This window comes from Saccharothrix sp. 6-C (genome assembly GCF_016695385.1).
GTDB lineage: Bacteria > Actinomycetota > Actinomycetes > Mycobacteriales > Pseudonocardiaceae > Actinosynnema > Actinosynnema texasense.
Window position 1 is genome coordinate 3,427,736 of the sequence record NZ_CP064192.1, and the last position, 14,244, is coordinate 3,441,979.

The following is a 14,244-nucleotide window of genomic DNA, read 5'->3' on the forward strand; positions in this document are numbered from 1 at the left end:
GTCGAGCTCCGGTGAGAATCCGGTCCGGCGAGCCGGGCACGCATGAGACCGTTCGACCGCGCCGGGCGAGTGCGGAGGATGATGAACGGACCGTTGGACCGCTACCCGGAACATCCGGCGTGAGCACCTGGAATGGCCACCGCGTGATCGTGCCGCCGGACCGGCGTGCCGCTCACCGGTGCCCGTCGCGCCTGGTCTAGCCGATCGGGTATGCCAACGTGCGTGATGTCGGCGCACGTCGTGAATCGGCATCATCCGGGGCATGAGCACTCCGGTGGTGTTGCTGCACGCCTTGCCGTTGTCGTCCGCGATGTGGTCGGCTCAGGTCGGTGCACTGCGCGATCGCGCCCTCGCGCTCGACTCACGCGGATTCGGGGGCGCTCCGCTGGGGCGCCAGGAGCCGTCGCTGAGCCTGCTGGCCGACGACGTGGCCCGCGCGCTCGACGAACGGGGCGTGCGGGGCGCGGTGATCGTGGGAGCCTCGATGGGCGGGTACGTGGCGATGGAGTTCCTCCGCCGTCACCCGGGGCGGGTGCTCGGGTTGGGGTTGATCGGCACGAGGGCGGACGCCGACTCCGACGGGACGCGATCGACGCGGTTGCGGATGGCTGCGGACCTCCTCGACGCGGAACGGAGATCGACGGTGATCGCCGCGACGACGCCCGCGCTGCTCGGGCGCACGACTCGGGACACACGGCCCGATTTGCTGAGCCGGCTGCGGGCCTGGGTGGACGACGCCGCGCCGGAAGCGGTCGCCTGGGCCCAGGCGGCGGTGGCCGCACGACCCGACTCCGTCGACGTGCTCCGCCGGGTGCGAGTCCCGACCGTGGTGATCGCCGGAGCGGAGGACGAACTCGTCCCGCCCGACCGCACGGCGGACCTCGTCGCCGCGCTGCCGCGCTCCCGGGTGGTGAGCCTGCCGGGAGTCGGGCACCTGCCCCCTCTCGAAGCGCCGGGAGCGGTGAGCGCGGCGCTGCTCGCGCTGGTGGAAGAGGTGACCGGCTGATGTCCGTGCCGAGCGGTGCGGACTGGGGATTCCGGTCGTCGGTTGACCTCGGCTTCACCGAGCAGTCCATCGTGGACGAGCACTTCCAGGCTTGCCGCGCCGAATACCTCGGGCTGCTCGCCCGGGTGCCGGTGACGGAGGGCGCGCACATGCTCGACGCGGGCTGTGGCGCCGGGGCGTTCCTGCCCGCGCTGGCGGACCTCGTCGGCGCGGGTGGGCGCATCACGGCGGTCGACCTCGCACCCGAGCACGTGAAGGCGGTCGGCGACCTCACGCTGCCGTGCCCGTTGGACGTCCGGGTCGCCGACCTGCGCGCCCTGCCGCTGGCCGACGACTCGGTGGACGTCGCGTGGTGTTCGAACGTCGTGCAGTACCTCGACGATGACGCGCTCGACCGCGCGTTGGCCGAACTGCGCCGCGTCGTGCGGCCCGGCGGCACGGTGGCGATCAAGGAGCTCGACGCGTCGTCGATCACCGTGCGTCCGGCCGACCCGTTCCTGGTCGTCGACTTCTTCCGGTCGGCCGCGGTGCGCGACGGGTATGCCCGGCAGTTGCTGCGGTCCCGCGACCTGCACCACCACCTGGCCGATGCCGGGTTCGAGGCGGTGGCGCAGCGCACCGTGCTGATCGAGCGGTACGGGCCGCTGGACCCGGCGTCCCGCCGCTACTTCGGCCGGGCGTGCGCGGACCTGGCCCGCCAGGCGGGTGGTCGGGGCGACTGGGCCCGGTTCCTGTCCGCCGACGACCACCCGCTCGACTCGCCGCGCGCCTACGCCTGCGAGGGCGCCGTGCTCGCGGTCGGCACCGTGCCGGCCTGACCCGCCGCGTCGGCCGCGAACGCCAACGCCTCGGCGGGTGTCCCGGTCGCGCGCCAGGCCAGCGCGACCGGAGCGGGGGAGAGGTCGGACACCGGGACGACCGCCACCTCCGGTGGGGCCAAGTCGGCCAGGGACACCACCGACAGGTGCACCGCCGACGACCCGGCGACCAGCCGCATCATCTCCGCGACCGTCAGGACCCGGTGCACCCGGCGCAGCGGGCGACCCGACGGGGTGACCGGGGGCACCACCTGGTCCCACACGTACCCCGGCAGCCTGCCCGGCGCCGCGAACAGCTCTTCGTCCACCAGGTCCTCGACGGACAACGACGGGCGCGCGGCGAGCGGGTGACCGGCGGCGAGCACGGCGGCCCTCCCGTCGGAGACGAGCGTCGGCCCGAGGACCAGGTCCGGCTCGTCGATGCGGAACTTCACCACCATCAGGTCGACCTCGCCCGCCCGCAGTGCGGCGAACGGGTCGGCGATGTCGTACACGACGAGGTCGACCTCGTCCGGGGACCGGCCCGCGGCCCGCACCACCCGTTCAGTCGGTGTGCGCGAACCGTGGTAACCCAACCGCACCACGGATCACCTCCTCCTCACTCAGGCAGGCGAACGCCCGCAGCCTGTGCGGCACCTCGGGGTCCGGCCCGACGCGCAGCGCCGCGTAGGGCGGGCGCAGACCGGTCAGGCGGGGTGCGAACCGGGGCAGGAGCAGGTCTCCCGCGCCTACCGCGCCGTCGAAGACCGCCTCGACCAACAGGTGGTTGAGGTGGACCAGGCCGGTGCTCACCGTGATCCCGACCGTCGCGACGTGCAGGCCCAGCACCCGCCCCGAGGGCGGGCCCGGCACCGCCACGGCTGCCGGGCCCGGTGCGACGTCGCCGAACGGACGAGGAGCGGTGTAGAGCTTGAGCAGCCTCCGCAGCGCCGCCGACTCCGCCTCCGGGCGTGGCCCGAGCCAAGCGGCGGACCCGTCGTCGGCGACGTGGTCGAACCGGTAGCGGGCGGCGAGGTTCGCCGGGTTGCCGGCCAGGAAGACGGTCCTGGTGAACGCCCGCTGCCACCGGGCCGCCCGTTCCGGCGGAACGGTGAGTGCGAAGGCGACGGTGGCGCGGATCCAGGGTTGGACGGCGAAGTTGCGCATGACCACCGCGGTGAGCGGGGCGTCGGCGGGTCGCGCGCCGCCCGGTGGGGTCTCGTCGGACGGGCGGGGGCCGCGGTGGGCGAGCCGGACGCGGCGGTCGAACTCGCCGCGCAAGAAGCGCTGGGAGAGGGTCACGTGAACACCTCTGTCAGCAGTCGGGTGCTCGGCCGCGGTCCGTGCCGGTTCAGCAGGCCCGACGTCAGCGGGTACGGGTCGACGTGCAGCCGGTCGTCTCGGTGCGCGGTGAGCAGCGCGCGGGGATCCGACCCGCGGTCGTCGCTGTCGGCCAGCAGGCGTTCGGCCTTCGCCAGGTGGCGGCGCAGCAGGTCCGGGCGGAACGACTGCCGCTGGCCCGGGCCGAGCACGGCGATGAAGTACAACCGCATGCCCAGGCGCAGAGCGGACTTCTCGTGCTCGGCCGTCGCGTCCAGCAGCTTCCCCACCGTGCTGCCCTCCCAACCGCCGTGCCGCGCGGAGCGAACGACGCCGTCGAGCGGGACCCGACCGAGGACCGTGCGCCGGACCGCCGGGCCGAGCCGTGCGAGCACCCGTTGCAGCGCGGCGTAGTCGTTCTCCAGCTCCCGGTCGCACAACAGCACGACCTCGTCGTACGCCGGCGCCAGTGGCACCAGGTCGCGCAGCGCGCAGCCCAGGTAGTTGGGCCTGCCGTCGGCGTCGGCGATCCTGCGCAGCGGCATGCCCTCGCGCGTCAGGTCCAGGTACACCGGGCCGTTCTCGGCGCGGTGGTCCAGGCAGAGGTCCCCGAGGGCGTCGACCACCTCGGCGAACGACATTCCCGGCGGTTGCCGACGGGTCAAGCCGGGGTCGCGCATCCCGAGTCGGCGGTACTGGTCGGCCCACAGCTCCAGCACCCGCAGGCTCGCCGGGTGCACCCAGCCGGAGTGCTCGACCGCCTCCACGTACGGCCTCAGCGCCTCGGACCGCGCCGGGGAGCCCGCGCGGTAACGCACGTACAGCGCGCCGATCTCCTCCTCCGGGGCGTCCGAGTAGTCCGTGTCACCGATCGTGCGGTCCAGGAACTCCCAGAACCCCGTCTCCTGCTCGGTGACGTGGTAGGTCGTGGTGCTGTAGCGGTAGTGCACGTCCGCGACCAGTTCCGTCGCCCGCACCAGCACGTCCGTCCACAGCAGGCCCTTCAGGTGGCTCGGTGTCAGGGGCTTGGTCGGTGTCACCGTCACCGGCGCGACCAGCACCCGCGAGGCGGTCACGTCCGGACCTCCTCGACCCGGTGGACCGCGCGCACGAGATCGCCGCGGGTCGGTCCGTCGTACGGCGCGGGCGGTGCGTCGCGGGCCCTGGCCACCAACCACTCCTCGTCCAGCGACTCGGGGGAGTCGGTGCCCATGAGCACACGTGCGAGCACCCGCCGCACCTTCGGGTCCGTGCGCGCCGCGGAGTCGACCCGCCACAGCGGGGACAGCGGGACCGACCGGCCGTTGAGGACGGCCGTCCATCGAGCCACCCGCTCCCGGTCCCACCGCACGGCGTGCCGGTACCAGGGCTCGCTGAACTCGTGGGCCGTGTCGTCGGGCAGGGAGGCGGCCAGCCGGAACGCGTGCGCGATCGCCATGGAGATCCCCCGGCCCAGCAACGCGTTCGTCGTGCACGCCGCGTCGCCGACGAGGTGCAAGCCGTGCACCGGGACCGGTGAGCGCAGCACGTTGGGCGGTGACGACATGGCGCGCACCGGTGAGATCGGCGTGATGGGGCCCGAGAGCCAGTCCCGGACCCACGGTGTGGCTCGCGCGGCCGCGGTGAAGGCCGGTTCGTGTCGCAGCGCGCCCAGCACCGGGTCGGTCGGCAGCACCCCGAGGGAGACGGAGAACGAGTCGCCGTCGCCTGGGTGCACCACCCCGGCGAAGTGGTCCCACACCCCTCCCGCGCCGTGCCCGCGGTTGAGCGGTCCGGAGGGTCCTCGGTAGAAGCGGGTGAAGCCGAGCAGGTCGGACGGACGGGTCCAGTCGGTCGGCGTCGGGGCGCCGGCGGCGGAGAGCCAGGCCACCGACCGCGCGCGCGTGCCGGTCGCGTCGACCACGGCACCGGCTGCCGCGGGCCCGTCGTCGGACACCACACCGGTGACCCGTCGGCGGGTCGGGTCGAGAGTCAGCCCGCGCACCGCGGTGCCGTGGCGGACTTCGACACCCGGCACCTCCCGCACGATCCCGCGCAGCACCCGGTCGAAGGTGGTGCGGCGGCACGCCAGGGCCGGTAGCCCGTCATCGGCGTGCGCGGTGAGCACGTGCGCGCCGGCGGCGGACAACGCGTCCAGCACCACCGGGGCGTGCTGTCGCAGCAGTGTGACGCCGGCCGACGTCACGGTGTGCGCGTGCCCGGCCTGCGGCACGAACGGCTCTCCGACTCCCGCGCGACCGCCGGGATCGGCCGACCGTTCGAGCACCAGCACCCGCGCGCCCGAGGTGGCCAGGGCGAACGCGGTCAGCAGACCCGCGGCGCTGCCACCGGCGACGACGACGTCGGCAGCGCCGGCCATACCGCTCATCCCTCCCGCCGCCGGCCGCTGACCAGGAAGACCCGCTCGACGTCCGGCTGCGCGCGCGGGACCACCGGGTCGGGCCACCGGCCGCGACCGGCGCCCTCCTCGCCGGGTTGCGCGGCGTCGACGGCGAACCCGTGCCGGTCGAACAGGGCCTCGGGGTCGTCGGCGCCGAACAGCCACGGGCATCCCCAGCGCGCGAACACGCGGAGCAGCGCGGCGGTCCGCGGTGAGGACAGCGACACAGCGTTGACTATGTCGCCCGCGACGAGGCTGCCGGGCGCGGTCAACGAGCGGACGTGGTCCAGGACGCGGTGCACGGCGGCTTCCGGGATGTAGTAGAGCAGGCCCTCCAGCAGCCACACCGATGGCGCGGCCGGGTCGTAGCCCGCGGCGAGCAGGGGGCCCGCCCAGTCGTCCTCGACCATGTCCAGCTCCACCGGCCTGCGGTCGACGAGCGGGAGGGCGTCGCCCAAGCGGTGGTGCTTCACCGCCAGCACCGCCGGGCGGTCCACCTCGAACACCCGCACCCGCGGCGGCCAACCGAGCCGGTAAGCGCGCGCGTCCATGCCGACCGGCGCGAGCACCACCTGGGTCAGCGCCGGGTCGGCCACCGCCGAGAGCAGGAAGTCGTCGAAGAAGCGGGTGCGTATCGCGTTGTAGTCGATCGTGCTCGGCACCCGGCGCGGCGTGCCGTCGGCCGGGTGGGTCAGCTCCGTGATCTCGGCCAGCAGGTCCGCGCCCTCACCGCCCGCGAGGCGTTCGGCGAACGGGTCCTCGTACAGCCGGTCGGCACGCCGGGTCTCGGCGGCGCGCAGCGCGGCGGTCAACAGGCACGTCTTCTCCACCGCGTCCAGGTCGGTGGTCATGGTTGTCCTCCATCGGGGTCCACCAGGCGCCGCCAGGACTCCTCGTCCCGGCGGAACACCCGGTCCTTGGCCTGGCTCGGCCGGACCCCGGAGGCCACGGTCGCGAGCCAGTCGGTGGTGAAGGCGTGCGGTGCGAGGCGGACGACCCGGGCGCCGCCGAGCCGCCCCGTCCGCCGCGCGGTCCGGTAGCCGGTGGCGGCGCGGGCCAGTGAGGCGTCCAGGTCCGCGGCGAACCGCCGGGTCTCGGCCTCGCTCCACGGGGTCAGCGGCTCGACCGCGAACTCGTAGTGCGGCACCTCGTCCGGGGCCACCCGGCACGTGGCGTTGCGCACCTCCAGGCCCGCCGTGCCGAGCGCCGTGCCCAGCGCCGAGACGACGTGCGACTCGCGCAGTCCCTCACCGACCGCGTCCGACGTGCCGGAGCGCCCTGCGTAGGCCACGCGGGGGACGCCGCGCACCCGGTCGACGACGCGCACCACATCGCCGACCGCGTACCGGTAGAGCCCGCCGACGTGGCTGAGGACCACGTGGTACTCGCGGCCCGGCTCCAGGTCGTGGTGGTCGAGCGTCGGCGTGTCCGCGCCCAGTGCCGAGTCGGCGTCGGCGAACTCGTAGCGCGCCGCGTTCACCACCAGCGGGCCTGCGGTCGGGTGCCGGTCCAAGGGCACCGCGACCGGTCCCTCGGACGCCGCCACCGGCGCGGCCAGCGCGGTGACGCCGACGCCGTACTCCTCGCGCAGCCTGGGCAGGTACAACCCGGCCAGTCCGCTGGTCCAGCAGAACAGCACCTTGAGGTTCGGCCACAGGTGCGCCGGGCGCACCGTGCCGAACCGGTCGGCCAGCCGGGTGAGCTCGGTGGCGCGACGACGGTTGGGTGCCGCGCCGTGCGCGCCGTCGTGGACGTCCCGCACCAGGCGGGGCAACCACAGCGCCAACTGGCGCGGCAGCGCGGCCACCATCGCCGGGTTGATCCCGATGACGCACCGCACGTCGTGCTCGACCGCGAACCGCAGTCGCAGGTACGCCTTCTCCAGGTGCTCGCCGTCGCCGACCGCGACCGGCAGCCGCGCCCACGGTGCGGCGGTGCCCGGTTCGGCGGACAACGGCTCGCCGAACGCCGTGCCGAAGTCGACCTGGCTCGCGCCCACGTGCGGCTTGCCGGACGCCGTCGTCGGCGGGGCGGACACCGGGTCGTGCTTGAGGTTGAGCACCGCGTCCGGCCGCGCGAGCACGTCCGGGAAGTGCTCGACCAGCGGCGCCCACGCGGCGTAGAAGAACGGGAAGAACACGGTCCGCATGAACGTGGGCGTCACCGGGATCTTCTTGTGCGCGCCGGTGCTCCCGCTGCTGGTGAAGAACACGGCGGGGTCGTCGGCGGTGAGCACGCGGCGCTCACCCGCCGCGGCGCGGTCGATCCACGGCTCCAGCCCGGCGTAGGTCCGGATCGGTACCGCGCGCCGGTACTCGTCGAACGAGCGGATGCGGTGGAAGCCGTGCGCGCGGCCGAAGTGCGTGTCGGCGTTGGCGGCGAGCAGGTGGTCGAGGACCTCGCGCTGGTGGGTGTCGACGTCCGGCAGCGCGTCGAGCAGGCCGGCCCGCTCGGCGAACACGCGGTCGCGGTAGCGGTCCGGCCACCCCGCGTCCGCCCAGGACTCAGGCGGCATCGTCGAGGACCTCCCGCACCGCGAGGAGCGCGCCGTCGGCGCCCCGCTGCTCGGGGACCACGGTCACCGGCAGGTGGGCGAGCCGTCCCAGCAGCTCTTCGGCCAGGTCCTGCTGGTAGGCCAGGAACGCGGCGCGGTCCGGCGTGTCGCCGTAGTGCTCCATCCTGTTGACCCGCGCGCCTCGGCCGCTGCGCTCCCACGCCGTCTCCGGCGACACGTCGAGGTAGAGCACCCGGCGGGGCTGGGGGAACGACCACCACCACGAGTAGAGGGGGTGGTCGCGGGGCCCGAGCAGCCGGCACTTCGCGAGGATCTTGTAGTAGTAGGAGTCGACCAGCACCGGCAGGTCCGGCGGCAGCGCGAGCACCCGGTCGCGCAAGTGCACGACGGCGGTCTGCAACACGCTCATCGCGAACTCGAACGAGTGCGTCCGCCCGACGTTCGGCAGCACGTCCGAGACGAGTGTCCGGCGCAGCACGGGTATCGCGGTCTGGTTCGCCGGGAGCAGTTCGCTGTCGACCGAAACCAGGTGGACACCGGTGTCCTCGGCGAGCGCGCGCATGACGGTGGATTTACCGGCGTAGTCGGCGCCGGACAGCACGATGAATTCACGACGGCGTGCGAGCATGGTGACGTTCCCCGTGGTGTGTGTGAAAATCGGAGACCGGCGCGTCGGAGGTCAACGCGGAGGCGCGGCGGAAATGGCGACCTGCGCGCACAGCTCGTCCCGGATGGCCTTCACGACCGCCTGTGTCCGGTTCGTGCAGTTCAACTTCGCCAGAATGCTGGCGACGAGCCTCTTGACGCCGTGCTCGGAGATCCCGAGGCGGCGGGCGATCTGCTTGTTGCTCAGCCCTTCGACGAGCAGGCCCAGCACTTGGTGCTCGCGCGGGGTTATCTGCTTGGAATACCCGGTGCGATCCGCTTCCGAGCTGTCCCGCACCTTCGCGAGCAGGTCGTGGGCGAGTTGGGCCGGCATCGGCACCTCACCGCAGCGCACGCGGTTCAGGGCGTCACCGAGCGTCCTGCCGTTCAACTGCCGCACGTCGAGGAACCCGTTGCCACCTGCGGTGGCCGCGTCGACGACGTGGTGTGGGTTGGAGCTGTCCATCAGGAACAGGATTTTCGTGCCAGGGCTCTGGAGTGGCACCCGACCGGCGTCGGGCACTTCCCACAGGGCGAGGATGAGCACCCGCAGACCGGCGGCTCCGCCGGTCGTCGTCGCCTCGTTCGCCGAGGTGAGCAGCCTGATTCGCCCGACAGTGTCCAGTGAATGAAGTATCCGCTCAATTCCGAACCGTTGTAGATCGTTTTTCAGGGCGACCGACACGTCGATGCGGTCAGTCCTCTCCCCCGAATAGTTATGTGCCATCACGAGCCCCCCCGGGACGTGGTGCGGAAGTCGCCACGCGACGCTCGAGGATATATCCCCCTGGCATCCCGGCCGATGCTACCTCGAAGGGGCGGGACTTGTCTCGGACGAGGGCCTGTTCACGCTATCGGGCTAACGCAATTCGCGCCATCTTGTCGCGGTTCGTACAAGGTGTGGCGTGATCCAGGTAAGCCGAACGGGTTACACCGGGTGTCCGCTCGTCCGGGGCGGCCGACGGTGCGCACCGAATGGCTAGGTCACCGGGCGAATGGGCTCTCACCGAAGAGCAGGTGTGAGAGGCCTTTTGCAATCCACCCGCTTCGCACAGGCTGGCCACCTCGATGTCCCGCAGTCGTGCCGATGCCCGGGACACCGCCGAGGAGGAGACCGAGTGACCGCAACCGATTCTTCGCACGGCAAGGCGCTGCGCTTGGGCCGCCTCTCGCGCCGCGGCGACGGCCGTTACCTGTTCATCCCGCTCGACCACTCCGTGTCCGAGGGACCGGTCACGACGAGCCCGGCGTTCACCGGGCTCGTCGCGGACGTGACCGCGGCCGGCGCCGATGCCGTCGTGGTCCACCGGGGTCGAGCCCGCCTGATCGACACCTCGGCGCTCAACGGCGCCGGACTGGTGGTGCACCTCAGCGCGAGCACCAGCCACGCGCCCGACTCGGACGCGAAAGTCCTCGTCGCAAGCGTGGAGGACGCCGTCCGGCTCGGCGCGGACGGCGTCAGCGTGCACGTCAACATCGGCTCCGACACCGAGGAGCGCCAACTGGGCGACCTCGGCGCGGTCGCCTCCGAGTGCGACCGGATGGGGATGCCGCTGCTGGCGATGGTCTACCTGCGCGGTCCTCGCGTCGTGGACCCGCACGACGCGCGGACACTGGCGCACGTCGTCAGCATCGCGGCCGACCTGGGTGCCGACCTGGTCAAGACGAGCTGGACGAACCCCGTCGAGCGCCTGCGGGACGTGGTCACCGCGAGCCCGATCCCGGTCCTGGTCGCGGGCGGGCCGTCGGTCGCGGGCGACCTCGCCGGCTACGCGCGCGACGTGATCACCGCGGGGTGCGCCGGCCTCGCCGTCGGCAGGCGGGTGTTCGAGCACCCATCCCCGGGTGACGCCGTCCGCTCGCTCACCGCGGCCGTGCACCGGCGCGGCACGCCACCCGTTCCCACGTCCACCCGAACCCTGGCAGGTACACCGTGAAGTTCGCCTGGATCGACCTCCGCACCGTTCCCGCCGAGCAGAAGCAGGCCGTCCTGGACGCGGCCGTGCACGCGCGCCTGGACGGCGTCGTCGACGACGACGACTCCGTGCTCGCCACGCTCCCCCCGACCATGCGCAGGATCTCGACCTCACCGGACTCCGAGGTCGCCGACGTGCGCCTGGTGTCCGTCGAGACCCCGGCGGACCTCGACGCGCTGCGCTCGCTGCCGGTGGAGGAGCAGCGGGCCCTGGCCGCGAGCGTCCACGTGGTCGACGACGGCACGCTGCGGCTGGCGTGCGACGCCGCGATCGCGCTGCCCTGCACGATCGTGAGGTTCCGCGACCCCACCAAGATCCCGTTGGAGATCGTGATCGCCGCGGCCGACCGCAGCGACGGCAGGCTGATCTGCGAGGCCTCCACCGTCGAGGAGGCCGGTGTGATCGTCGACGTCCTGGAGAAGGGCTCGGACGGCGTCCTGTTCGCCCCCGCCCGGGTGACCGAGGTGTTCGACCTGGTGTCCCTGCTCAGTCCCGGCACGCCGGAGCTGGTGCTCACCAAGCTCACCGTCGAGAACATCGCGCACACCGGCCTCGGCGACCGCGTCTGCGTCGACACCACCACGCACTTCGAGAAGGACGAGGGCATGCTCGTCGGCTCGTTCGCGCACGGGTTCGTGCTGTGCGCGAGCGAGACGCACCCGTTGCCCTACATGCCCACCCGCCCGTTCCGGGTCAACGCGGGCGCGCTGCACTCCTACGTGGTCGGGTTGGAGAACCGGACCAACTACCTCAGCGAGCTGCACACCGGCAGCGCGGTCCTCGCGGTCGCCGCCGACGGCCGCACCCGCCGGGTCGCGGTCGGCCGGGTGAAGCTGGAGTCCCGCCCCCTGCTGACGATCAACACCGTCGCCGAGGACGGGACGCCGGTGAGCCTGACCGTGCAGGACGACTGGCACGTCAGGGTCCTCGGTCCGGGCGGCACAGTCCACAACGTCACCGAGCTGAAGGCGGGGGACCAGCTGCTCGGCTACCTGGCGACCGACAAGCGGCACGTCGGGTGGCCGGTCGGCGAGTTCTGCATCGAGAAGTAGGCGGGAACGGCGATCCGCGAGGGGGGAGCGGGTGCACTCGGCAACGTGGTGGGGTTCGACGCTGCTCGACGGTCCGGGAGAGGACGTGGTGTGGATCGGCCGGCACTCCCGCGTCACCAGGGCGCAGGTCCGTGAACGGGTGGACGAGCTGGTGCGGCTGCTCGACGGGCACGGCATCAGGCCCGGTCAGCGGGTGTCGGTCCGGGCGCAGCCCAGCTTCACCCAGCTGTGGGTGCTGCTGGCGCTGTGGTCGCGGGACGTTCAGGTCGTGCTGGTGGACCCGTGGCTGACCGGCGCGGAGGCCGACGAACTGCTGCAGCTGTGCGCGCCGGGCCACCAGATCAGGTTCGGCGGTCCCGGGCGCACGACCACGCCGTTCCGGCCCGAGTCCGAGGTGATCGTCCGACCCTCGACCGGGGGCAGGCCCGCCGACACGGCGCACTGCCTGGTGCAGTTCAGCTCGGGCGTCGCCGGCGTGCCCAAGGTGATCGGCAGGATCGGGGACTCGCTGATGGCCGAGGTGCTCAGGTTCGCCGCGCTCGACGGCATGCCCACGCGCGGTGATCGCGTCTTGCTGCTGCACTCCATGTCCCACTCCCTGGGACTCGTCGGCGGGATCCTGCACGCCCTGCACGCCGGGGCGACCGTCGTGTTCACCGACCGGCTCGGACCGGACGAGCTGCTCAGGACCGTCGAGGCGGAGGGGATCACCGCGATCTTCGGCCTGCCGCGCCAGTTCGAGGGCATGGCCCAGGCCGCGACGGCGACCCTGCTGCCCGCCGTGCGGCTCGCGGTGTCCGGCGGCGAGGCGCTGCGCCCCGCGGTCCGCGACCGCTTCGCCGCGCGGTGCGGTGTCCTGATCGGACAGGCGTACGGCATGACCGAGGTCGGCCTGATCGCCGCCGACCTGCCCGGGGTGCACCCGCCGCCCGCCATCGGCACGCCGGCGCCGGGCATGGGCGTGCGCGTCGTCGACGGCGAGCTGCACGTCCGGCAGGCCGCCTCGCCCTACCTCCACGGCGGGTCGTGGCACGGCGACGGCTGGCTGCGCACCGGGGACCTGGTCGACCGGGACGCGGCCGGCGTGCTGTGGCTGCGCGGCCGCGTCGGTTCCGCCCCGCGGGTCCCGGGCGGCGGGGTCGACCTCATGGAAGTGGAAGCGGTGCTGCGTGCGCACGACCGGGTGACCGAGGCCGTCGTGGTCTTCGGCGACGTGCTGGAGGCGCACGTGGCGGTCACCGAAGCGGTCGGCTCCGCGGACCTGATCGGCTGGTGCCGCACCCACCTGGGCAACTCCGGCGTGCCGGAGCGCGTACACGTGGTCGCCGCCATCCCGCGCACCGCGAACGGCAAGTTGATCCGGGACGCCGATCGGTTGCGCGCCGCGTACTCCGCGGCCGCACGGGCGCCCCGGTCGGGCAAGCGCCTCGCCTGAGGCCGCCTCCCATCCGCGTCAGCTCCACACCGGGGGAACGAATGGCTAAGTACCTGGCCCTGACCAACGACCGGGTCACCGAGGAACACCTGCACGACCTGATCACCAGCATCGGCGGGCTCGGCGGTGACGTCGAGGTCCGGCAGAGCGGGGCGCGGCTGCTGCTGATCGCCGAAGCACTGGCGGCGGAGGGCCTGGAGGCCGCGCTGACGGCGTGCGAGCACGTGCGCACGGTGGTCGACGCCGACCTGCCGCACCCGCTCGCCGGGCCCGTCGCGGACGGCGGGCGCACCGTGGTGCGGGTCGCGGGCGTCGCGTTCGGCGCCGGCCGCCCGGTCCTGATCGCCGGGCCGTGCTCGGCGGAGAACCCGCAGGTCCTGCTGGAGACCGCGAAGTCCGTCCGCGACGCGGGCGCGGCGATGCTGCGGGTGGGCATGTTCAAACCGCGCACGTCGCCCTACAGCTTCCACGGCCTCGGTCGGGAGGGCATCGCCCTGCTGTCCGGGGTGCGCGACGAGATCGGCCTCCCGGTGGTCACCGAGGTGATGAGCGTGCGCGACATCGACCTGGTCGCGGGGGTGGCGGACATGGTCCAGGTCGGCGCGCGCAACATGCAGAACTACTCGCTGCTGGTCGAGCTCGGCCGCGCGGGCGTGCCCGTGCTGCTCAAGCGCGGCCTCGCGGCGACCGTGTCCGAGTGGCTCAACGCGGCCGAGTACCTCCTCGCGAACGGCGCGTCCGACGTCGTGCTGTGCGAGCGCGGCATCCGCACGTTCGACCGGACCACCAGGTTCACGCTCGACCTCAACGCCGTCCCCGTGGTCAAGGAGCGCTCGCACCTGCCGGTCATCGTCGACCCGAGTCACGGGACCGGTGTCGCGCGCTACGTGGGGCCGATGTCGGCGGCCGCCCTCGCCGCCGGCTCCGACGGGTTGATCATCGAGGTCCACCCCGACCCGGCGGTCGCGCTGTCCGACGGTGACCAGTCGCTGGACTTCGACGAGTTCGCCGCGCTCGCCACCCGGCTGCGCCGCATCTGCTCGGCGCTGGGCACCGGGCTGGAACCCGCGCCCGGCCTCGCGCCGGCCCGACCGTGACCACCACCGACAGGAAGACCG

Annotated in this window: 14 protein-coding genes; 6 read left to right on the plus strand and 8 right to left on the minus strand. The window is 73.2% G+C overall.

Translation table 11 applies throughout. From position 1 onward, the window contains the following. The first annotated feature begins 262 nt into the window (after positions 1–262). Both IOD16_RS14720 and IOD16_RS14725 read left to right on the plus strand, forming a co-directional pair. A complete protein-coding gene (locus IOD16_RS14720) occupies positions 263–1,006 on the plus strand; it encodes an alpha/beta fold hydrolase (protein WP_201440510.1) in 744 nt (247 codons plus the stop codon). Further along, positions 1,006–1,824 carry a class I SAM-dependent methyltransferase gene (locus IOD16_RS14725; RefSeq protein ID WP_201440511.1) on the plus strand — a complete coding sequence of 273 codons (819 nt, stop codon included), beginning with the start codon at positions 1,006–1,008 and terminating at the stop codon, positions 1,822–1,824. The genes IOD16_RS14720 and IOD16_RS14725 overlap by 1 nt, the downstream gene beginning before the upstream one ends. Here IOD16_RS14725 and IOD16_RS14730 read toward each other — a convergent pair. The 8 genes from IOD16_RS14730 to IOD16_RS14765 are packed head-to-tail and all read right to left on the minus strand — an operon-like array spanning position 1,776 to position 9,348. After that, entirely contained in the window at positions 1,776–2,408 is a 633-nt protein-coding gene (locus IOD16_RS14730) for a LysR substrate-binding domain-containing protein (RefSeq protein ID WP_201440512.1), read from the minus strand. The two genes, IOD16_RS14725 and IOD16_RS14730, sit on opposite strands and share 49 nt — an antisense overlap. Then, complete coding sequence (locus IOD16_RS14735) at positions 2,368–3,105, minus strand: DUF6182 family protein (protein WP_201440513.1); 738 nt, start codon at positions 3,103–3,105, stop codon at positions 2,368–2,370. Before IOD16_RS14735 ends, IOD16_RS14730 begins: the two co-directional genes overlap by 41 nt. Next, positions 3,102–4,199, minus strand: a complete 1,098-nt coding sequence (locus IOD16_RS14740; RefSeq protein WP_201440514.1) for a hypothetical protein — start codon at positions 4,197–4,199, stop codon at positions 3,102–3,104. The genes IOD16_RS14735 and IOD16_RS14740 overlap by 4 nt, the downstream gene beginning before the upstream one ends. Beyond that, positions 4,196–5,482 (minus strand): NAD(P)/FAD-dependent oxidoreductase, encoded by a 1,287-nt coding sequence (locus IOD16_RS14745; RefSeq protein WP_201440515.1) that lies wholly within the window; start codon positions 5,480–5,482, stop codon positions 4,196–4,198. The genes IOD16_RS14740 and IOD16_RS14745 overlap by 4 nt, the downstream gene beginning before the upstream one ends. A 5-nt stretch (positions 5,483–5,487) precedes the next feature. After that, positions 5,488–6,354, minus strand: a complete 867-nt coding sequence (locus tag IOD16_RS14750; protein ID WP_201440516.1) for an SAM-dependent methyltransferase — start codon at positions 6,352–6,354, stop codon at positions 5,488–5,490. After that, entirely contained in the window at positions 6,351–8,018 is a 1,668-nt protein-coding gene (locus IOD16_RS14755) for a GH3 family domain-containing protein (protein WP_201440517.1), read from the minus strand. Before IOD16_RS14755 ends, IOD16_RS14750 begins: the two co-directional genes overlap by 4 nt. Continuing rightward, positions 8,008–8,646, minus strand: coding sequence for a hypothetical protein (locus IOD16_RS14760; RefSeq protein WP_201440518.1), 639 nt, complete (start codon positions 8,644–8,646; stop codon positions 8,008–8,010). The genes IOD16_RS14755 and IOD16_RS14760 overlap by 11 nt, the downstream gene beginning before the upstream one ends. Positions 8,647–8,697: 51 nt before the next feature. Next, positions 8,698–9,348 (minus strand): response regulator transcription factor, encoded by a 651-nt coding sequence (locus IOD16_RS14765; protein WP_201440519.1) that lies wholly within the window; start codon positions 9,346–9,348, stop codon positions 8,698–8,700. A gap of 433 nt (positions 9,349–9,781) precedes the next feature. On the opposite strand from IOD16_RS14765, the gene IOD16_RS14770 reads away from it, so the two are divergent. The 4 genes from IOD16_RS14770 to aroF are packed head-to-tail and all read left to right on the plus strand — an operon-like array spanning position 9,782 to position 14,223. Further along, the gene (locus IOD16_RS14770) at positions 9,782–10,600 is read left to right on the plus strand and encodes a 2-amino-3,7-dideoxy-D-threo-hept-6-ulosonate synthase (protein ID WP_236594986.1); all 819 of its coding nucleotides are present in this window, start codon (positions 9,782–9,784) and stop codon (positions 10,598–10,600) included. Next, a complete protein-coding gene (locus IOD16_RS14775) occupies positions 10,597–11,691 on the plus strand; it encodes a 3-dehydroquinate synthase II family protein (RefSeq protein ID WP_201440521.1) in 1,095 nt (364 codons plus the stop codon). Before IOD16_RS14770 ends, IOD16_RS14775 begins: the two co-directional genes overlap by 4 nt. A gap of 31 nt (positions 11,692–11,722) precedes the next feature. Next, the gene (locus tag IOD16_RS14780) at positions 11,723–13,126 is read left to right on the plus strand and encodes a class I adenylate-forming enzyme family protein (RefSeq protein WP_201440522.1); all 1,404 of its coding nucleotides are present in this window, start codon (positions 11,723–11,725) and stop codon (positions 13,124–13,126) included. Between the two features lie 41 nt (positions 13,127–13,167). After that, the gene (gene aroF, locus IOD16_RS14785; protein WP_201440523.1) at positions 13,168–14,223 is read left to right on the plus strand and encodes a 3-deoxy-7-phosphoheptulonate synthase; all 1,056 of its coding nucleotides are present in this window, start codon (positions 13,168–13,170) and stop codon (positions 14,221–14,223) included. Positions 14,224–14,244: the final 21 nt, after the last annotated feature.

Coding starts and splice junctions, on each gene's coding strand:
- IOD16_RS14755 (WP_201440517.1), bottom strand. CDS start 8,018: ATGCCGCCTGAGTCCTGGGCGGACGCGGGGTGGCCGGACCGCTACCGC.
- IOD16_RS14720 (WP_201440510.1), top strand. CDS start 263: ATGAGCACTCCGGTGGTGTTGCTGCACGCCTTGCCGTTGTCGTCCGCG.
- aroF (WP_201440523.1), top strand. CDS start 13,168: ATGGCTAAGTACCTGGCCCTGACCAACGACCGGGTCACCGAGGAACAC.
- IOD16_RS14745 (WP_201440515.1), bottom strand. CDS start 5,482: ATGGCCGGCGCTGCCGACGTCGTCGTCGCCGGTGGCAGCGCCGCGGGT.
- IOD16_RS14750 (WP_201440516.1), bottom strand. CDS start 6,354: ATGACCACCGACCTGGACGCGGTGGAGAAGACGTGCCTGTTGACCGCC.
- IOD16_RS14760 (WP_201440518.1), bottom strand. CDS start 8,646: ATGCTCGCACGCCGTCGTGAATTCATCGTGCTGTCCGGCGCCGACTAC.
- IOD16_RS14725 (WP_201440511.1), top strand. CDS start 1,006: ATGTCCGTGCCGAGCGGTGCGGACTGGGGATTCCGGTCGTCGGTTGAC.